Genomic DNA, 5,671 nt, shown 5'->3' with positions numbered 1-5,671 from the left:
GATCTGCACAGCGTCCACTTCTTCCACGACCGGGATGTTGCCCTGCTCGACGGCTGCGCGATGCACGTCGGCGAACTCTGCATCCGGAATGTCGCGGTAGTAGGCGGCCAGGTCGCCGCACGAGGAGGACCGCAGCGTCTGCAGATCGCCCGACGACAGCGCCTGCGTGAACGACGAGATCGACGTCCTGATCTGCGCTTCCGGGGTGGACTCGTTGCTGTTGCGCGAAAGGTAGACGTAGCCCGCGACGGCAACACCGGCTACGACGAGCAGCGCGACGGCCAGTGCAGCCAGCCACCTGCGGCCCTTTCGGCGCGGACGCTTCTGCTGGGGCGGCGGACCGATGCGCTGCGGCTTGGCCTGCTTCACCGGGTGCTGTTTCGGACGAGCAGGCGCGCTCGCCCGCGGTTTCGATCCGTCCTTCTTCTTCGACACCCTCTGCTCCCAACTGCGATGTTCCTGCCTGCGACTTTTCGGCCCACATTTTTCGGCCCACATTTTTTGGGCGGAGCATCGAGCCTAGCGAGGGGCGACGTGGTCGCACGTACTCGTGCGGGGTGTCGGGTAACGATCGGGTCGTAGCCGCAAACATCATGTGGGGGCGCAGCAAAAATCCGGTGGGGCACAATGGTCGACATGACTTCATTCGGTGACCTGCTCGGACCACAGCCGACGCTGCTTCCCGGCGACGACGAGGCGGAGTCCGCACTGCTCAACCACGAGGATCCGGCGAAGGTGGCCGCGGCCAATCCGACGGCGTCTGTTGCCTGGGCGTACCTTGCCGAGGCCGCCCTCGAATCCGGCCAGACCATCACCGCGTACGCGTACGCGCGCACCGGTTACCACCGTGGGCTCGATCAGCTGCGTCGCAATGGATGGAAGGGATTCGGGCCGGTCCCGTACAGCCATGAACCCAACCGAGGATTCCTCCGCTGCGTCGCCGTTCTTGCGAAAGCTGCGAGGGAAATCGGCGAAAACGACGAGTACGCCCGCTGCCTCGACCTCCTCGAGGACAGCGATCCGAAGGCTGCCGAAGCCCTCGGTCTCGGCTAGCCCGCTACGCCCGACCGCGCGGCGCGGTAGAGCGCGCATGCGTGCCGGGCGTGCCCGGTTGCAACTGTCGTTGCTGCCGATCATTCAGTGTGCGCTGGCAGCGGGCGTCGCGTGGTTCGTCGCCACCGACATCGTCGGCCACGAACGACCGTTCTTCGCCCCGATCGCCGCTGTCGTCTCACTCGGGGTCTCGCTCGGTGCCAGGATTCGGCGGTCGGCCGAACTGGTCGTGGGCGTCACCGTCGGAATCGGCGTCGGCGACCTGATCATCTCCGTCATCGGCGCGGGTCCGTGGCAGATCGCGCTCGTCGTTGCCCTGGCCATGGCGACGGCAGTCTTCCTCGACGGCGGTCCCATCATCGCCATGCAGGCGGGCTCGTCGGCGGTGCTCGTGGCGACGCTCATCCCTCCCGGCAACTCGGGCGGTTTCGACCGAATGGTCGACGCCTTGGTCGGCGGTCTCGTCGGCATTGCCATCGTCGCCCTCATCCCGACGCACCCGGTGTGGCGTGCACGCAAAGACGCCGCGCGCGTTCTCGGGACGGCGTCGGAGGTGCTGCAGCGGGTGGCCGACGGCCTCGTCGCCAACGATCCGAAGCCGATCGAGGAAGCGCTGCGCACAGCGCGCGCCACGCAATCCGATATCGACACCCTGCGCACCGACCTCAAGGGCGGCCGCGAGATCGCTCGCATCTCGCCCCTGTACTGGGGGCACCGCAATCGGCTCGCGGGGCTGGCGAAGACGGCGGATCCGATCGACAACGCCATCCGAAACATACGCGTGCTCGCTCGCCGATCCTTGACGCTCGTTCGCGACGACGAGATTCTCGACCCGCGATTGGTCGACGAGGTCGAGAAGCTCTCTCAGGCCCTCGACGTGCTGCGTCGAATGGTTCTCGCCGACCCCGGGAAGCAGCCGGACGCCGCAGAGGCCGCCCGCGTGCTCAGGTCCGTCGCCGCCGGCGCGAAGCCGGAGCTCATCCGCAACGCCGGCCTGTCCGCCACGGTGGTGCTCGCGCAGGTTCGGTCCATCATCGTCGACCTGCTGCAAGTGGCCGGGCTCAAGAGGATCTCGGCTCTCGCGACCCTGCCGCCGACCGTCGAGAAGCCGGAGGTGACTCCCGACCCGTTCTGACTCTTCGCTCGCACGACGTTGCACATATGCGCATGTACGCATATGGTTCGTGAAACAGCGGGGTATCGACCGAGCGAAGGGGAGTCATGGGCGCGGGGCACGGGCACAGTCACGGAATCGGGGGCTCGGGTACAGGTGCTGCACCCGCGGGCAAGCGAAGAATCCGCAATATGGTCATCGCGCTCGGCATTCTCGTCGTGTTCCTGGTTCTCGAAGCGACCGTCGCTCTCGTCATCGACTCCCTCGGTCTGCTCGCCGACGCCGGACACATGCTCACCGACGTCATCGGAATGTCCATGGGCCTGGTTGCACTCCTGCTCGCGAGACGCGGCAGTGCGGTAGCAGCGCGCACCTTCGGCTGGCATCGCGCCGAAGTGCTGACGGCCATCGCCAACGCGGTTCTGCTACTCGGTGTCGCCGCCTTCATCATGTACGAGGCAATCGATCGCATCGGCGACGCTCCCGAGATCCCCGGCCTGCCCCTGATCCTGACGGCCGCGGCGGGTCTGCTCGCCAACCTCGTCGTGATGCTGCTCATCCGTGGGGACGCCAAGGACAGCATCGCGGTGCGCGGCGCCTACATGGAAGTTCTGGCAGACGCCGTCGGCAGCGTCGGCGTACTCGTCGCGGGATTCGTCATGCTGGTGTTCGGTTGGACGTGGGCCGACATCGTCATCGGAGTGCTGATCTCGCTGTGGGTCATCCCAAGGGCCTTCACGCTCGCAGGCTCGGCGTTGCGCATTCTCACCCAGGCGAGTCCGGGGCACGTCGACGTCGAAGCTGTCGAGGCGGACCTGGGCGCACTGCCCGGCGTGACGGGCGTTCACGATCTGCACATCTGGACCCTCACCACCGGAATGGATGTGGCGACGGTCCACCTCGAGTGCGACGGGTCGGGCTCGGTGGTTCTGGACCGAGCGAAGGCGGTGCTCGCGACCTACGGCCTCGACCACGCCACCGTGCAGGTCGAGCCCACCGCGCACGGCTCGACCTGCAAGGACGAACTCACTTGGTGAACGACTTCACCTCGGTCCCCGGCCGCCACAGGTCGATGCGCATCCGATCGGCGACGAGCGAGGTCAACACCACCTCGCCGATGTCGAGGTCGAAGACGTTGTACGGCAACAACTCCGGCGGCGATGCGTCGAAAATCGGCTGCAGGACAGCCGGGTCGGTCACCTCTGCGGCCGTCCCGGAAATCTTTGCGTCTCCGCCCTCCATCGAGTGATGCCCCGGGTTGCTGTGGATGGCGTAGCGCGGATCGCGTCGTAGATCACGTGCCTTGAGGGCGTCGAGCATGGAGCCGAGTCGCAGCACGCCGCCGCTCGTGAACTCGACCTCGGTGCCGCTCACTCTAGGTGAGCCGTCCTTGCGGATCGTCGCGAGGACGTGGTGCTTGTGCGCTGTGAATCTCGCTGCCACCGCCTGTGCCATGTCGGGGGCTGCGGTCTCGAACTTCTTCCAGGTAGCCATGCGGCAATTGTGCTCGCACAACACTGACACCCAGTGTCAGCAATTTCTCCTGAACTTTCTCGTGTGCGTTCCTCCCGTCTACTGCAGCTGATGCTGACGCTTCAGCACGACCGATCCACGACTGCGCAGGCGCTCGCGGAGAAGACGGGTGTGTCCGTCCGGACGATCTACCGCGACATCGCCGCGTTGAGCGCAGCCGGCGTGCCACTGTGGACGGAGTCCGGGCCCGGCGGGGGCGTTCGATTACTGGACGGATGGCAATCGAAACTCAGTGGAATGACGAACGTCGAGACATCGGCTCTGATGCTGCTCGGGGTGCCGTCGCTGGCAGCGGATCTCGGTCTCGCCGACGAAAGTGCCGCCGCCGAGAACAAGTTGCTGGGCGCGCTACCGATTCCGCTTCGTGCGAGTGCGCAGTTGTGGCGCGAACGGCTGCACGTCGACGCGCCCGGTTGGTTCCGTGAACCGACGTCGAACGAACACCTGCCGGTGATTACCGCCGCGGTGCTGGCCGGTCGCAGACTCGAGCTCGGCTACCGGGGCTCGACGCGCATCGTCGACCCGCTGGGGCTCATCGCGAAGGCCGCTGTGTGGTACCTCGTGGCATCGCGCTCGGGCACCGTGTTGTCCTACCGAATCGACCGCGTCGAGAGCGCCGATACGGTCGACGGGGCTGTCGTCCGGCCGGATGGGTTCGATCTCGCGGCATGGTGGGCCGAGTCCGCCGCGGCCTTCGACCGAGCGCTGCTGCGATTGTCTTGCCGAGTCAGGCTCTCGCCCAACGCCGTTCGATCGCTCCCCGGTGTTGTGGGTCGTGAAGCGACGCCCCGCATGCCCGCCCCCGACGCGGACGGTTGGACGACGACGGATCTGACCTTGGAAAGCGAAGCGGTCGCGCTCGGCCAACTGACGGCCCTGGGTGCGGGAGTAGAAGTGCTGACGCCACCGTCGCTTCGGCAGTCGTTGCGGGCCGTCGCCGAAAAGATGGCGCGGTGCAACTCCTGACTACGAAGCCGACGATCTGTCGGTCAGTCCCAGAAGCGCATGAGGTAATTGCCGTACTGCGCGAAGATCTCGGGAACGCCGGACAGTCCGAAAATGCCGTAGATCGCGCCGAAGAACACGCGGTTGATCGCGGGAACGAACAGGAACGCGACGAGGATCAGGATGCCGTAGGTCTTGAAGTTCGCGAGTGCTCGTCGATTGTCGTACGACAGGTACGGCTCGATTGCCGCGTAGCCGTCCAGACCGGGCACGGGCAGCAGGTTCAGGATCGTTGCCATCACTTGGAGGAATGCGAGGAAACTGAGCCCCCACCAGAATGCGCGGTGGTCGTTTCCCATTCCGAACAACCGGATGACCAACAAAAGGACAACTGCCGAGGCGGCGTTGGCCAACGGTCCGGCCAGCGCGATGTGGCGCTGGACCCTGGGTTCGAACATTCCGGTTCGGATGTACACCGCGCCCCCGGGGAGCCCGATGCCGCCGATCGCGACGAACACCACCGGCAGAACCACGGACAGCAGCGGGTGGCTGTACTTCAAGGGATTCAGCGTCAGGTATCCGCGGAGCTCGACCTCCCGGTCGCCCGCGCGGAAGGCGGTGAAGGCGTGCCCGAACTCGTGTAGGCACACCGTGACGATCCAGCCCGCGAGCACCAGAACGAACACGCCGATCCCGCCGGCAAGTGACAGCGGCTCGGAACGCCATGCGAGTACCCCGCCGCCGACGGCGAGAGTCAGGACGGCCAGAAAGACCGGGCTGGGCCTCACCGGACCAGCAACCACTCCCGGTCGTGCCGGTAGAACGTAGAACGCTTCACTTCGCGAGCACCGGGAACGCCGTCGCGGGTGAGTTGCGCTGCGACCGCGCCGAGCTGCATTGCACGTCCAGCGACCCAGCGGTGTCCGAACAGCCGTTTGCGTCCGGTGACCCGGGCTTTCAGACCTGGCATCTCGGGGGTGGGGACAACCTCCACTCCTGGGGCACTGCCGTAGAACAGCTGGTGGT

The 5,671-nt window shown here is 66.2% G+C and carries 7 protein-coding genes and 1 pseudogene; 4 read left to right on the top strand and 4 right to left on the bottom strand.

The features are described from left to right. Window positions 1-435 (bottom strand): Rv0361 family membrane protein (locus tag WBQ44_RS14020; RefSeq protein ID WP_495567287.1); only part of this gene is annotated, 435 nt, incomplete at its 3' end. Between the two features lie 201 nt (window positions 436-636). Between WBQ44_RS14020 and WBQ44_RS14015 the strand changes: the two genes are divergently transcribed. From WBQ44_RS14015 to WBQ44_RS14005, 3 genes are all read left to right on the top strand, one after another. Beyond that, on the top strand, window positions 637-1,053 hold the full coding sequence (locus WBQ44_RS14015; protein WP_495567286.1) for a DUF3151 domain-containing protein: 417 nt from the start codon (window positions 637-639) through the stop codon (window positions 1,051-1,053). Window positions 1,054-1,090: 37 nt separating this feature from the next. Next, a complete protein-coding gene (locus tag WBQ44_RS14010; protein ID WP_495567285.1) occupies window positions 1,091-2,188 on the top strand; it encodes an FUSC family protein in 1,098 nt (365 codons plus the stop codon). Window positions 2,189-2,274: 86 nt separating this feature from the next. Continuing rightward, window positions 2,275-3,204 carry a cation diffusion facilitator family transporter gene (locus WBQ44_RS14005; RefSeq protein ID WP_495567284.1) on the top strand — a complete coding sequence of 310 codons (930 nt, stop codon included), beginning with the start codon at window positions 2,275-2,277 and terminating at the stop codon, window positions 3,202-3,204. Here WBQ44_RS14005 and WBQ44_RS14000 read toward each other — a convergent pair. Then, window positions 3,194-3,661: a pyridoxamine 5'-phosphate oxidase family protein gene (locus WBQ44_RS14000; protein ID WP_495567283.1), complete on the bottom strand. Its 468-nt coding sequence runs from the start codon at window positions 3,659-3,661 to the stop codon at window positions 3,194-3,196. The genes WBQ44_RS14005 and WBQ44_RS14000 overlap by 11 nt on opposite strands. Before the next feature lie 63 nt (window positions 3,662-3,724). Here WBQ44_RS14000 and WBQ44_RS13995 point away from each other — a divergent pair, with 63 nt between their 5' ends. After that, window positions 3,725-4,666, top strand: a complete 942-nt coding sequence (locus WBQ44_RS13995; RefSeq protein ID WP_495567282.1) for a helix-turn-helix transcriptional regulator — start codon at window positions 3,725-3,727, stop codon at window positions 4,664-4,666. 23 nt (window positions 4,667-4,689) lie between these two features. On the opposite strand, the gene WBQ44_RS13990 is transcribed toward WBQ44_RS13995, so the two are convergent. Continuing rightward, window positions 4,690-5,433 carry a site-2 protease family protein gene (locus WBQ44_RS13990; protein WP_495567281.1) on the bottom strand — a complete coding sequence of 248 codons (744 nt, stop codon included), beginning with the start codon at window positions 5,431-5,433 and terminating at the stop codon, window positions 4,690-4,692. Then, window positions 5,430-5,671: pseudogene (locus WBQ44_RS13985) on the bottom strand (hypothetical protein); the annotation flags it as partial. The gene WBQ44_RS13990 and the pseudogene WBQ44_RS13985, both read right to left, overlap by 4 nt.

The sequence above is a fragment of the Rhodococcus sp. (in: high G+C Gram-positive bacteria) genome, from assembly GCF_049591685.1.
Taxonomy (GTDB): Bacteria; Actinomycetota; Actinomycetes; order Mycobacteriales; family Mycobacteriaceae; genus Rhodococcoides.
Note: the sequence above shows the minus strand (reverse complement) of the source record. Positions and strands in the feature narration are given on the sequence as shown.

Bases quoted from the DNA above. Each gene is read 5' to 3' on its own strand.
- WBQ44_RS14015 (WP_495567286.1), top strand. From the start codon at position 637: ATGACTTCATTCGGTGACCTGCTCGGACCACAGCCGACGCTGCTTCCC.
- WBQ44_RS14010 (WP_495567285.1), top strand. From the start codon at position 1,091: ATGCGTGCCGGGCGTGCCCGGTTGCAACTGTCGTTGCTGCCGATCATT.
- WBQ44_RS14005 (WP_495567284.1), top strand. From the start codon at position 2,275: ATGGGCGCGGGGCACGGGCACAGTCACGGAATCGGGGGCTCGGGTACA.
- WBQ44_RS14000 (WP_495567283.1), bottom strand. From the start codon at position 3,661: ATGGCTACCTGGAAGAAGTTCGAGACCGCAGCCCCCGACATGGCACAG.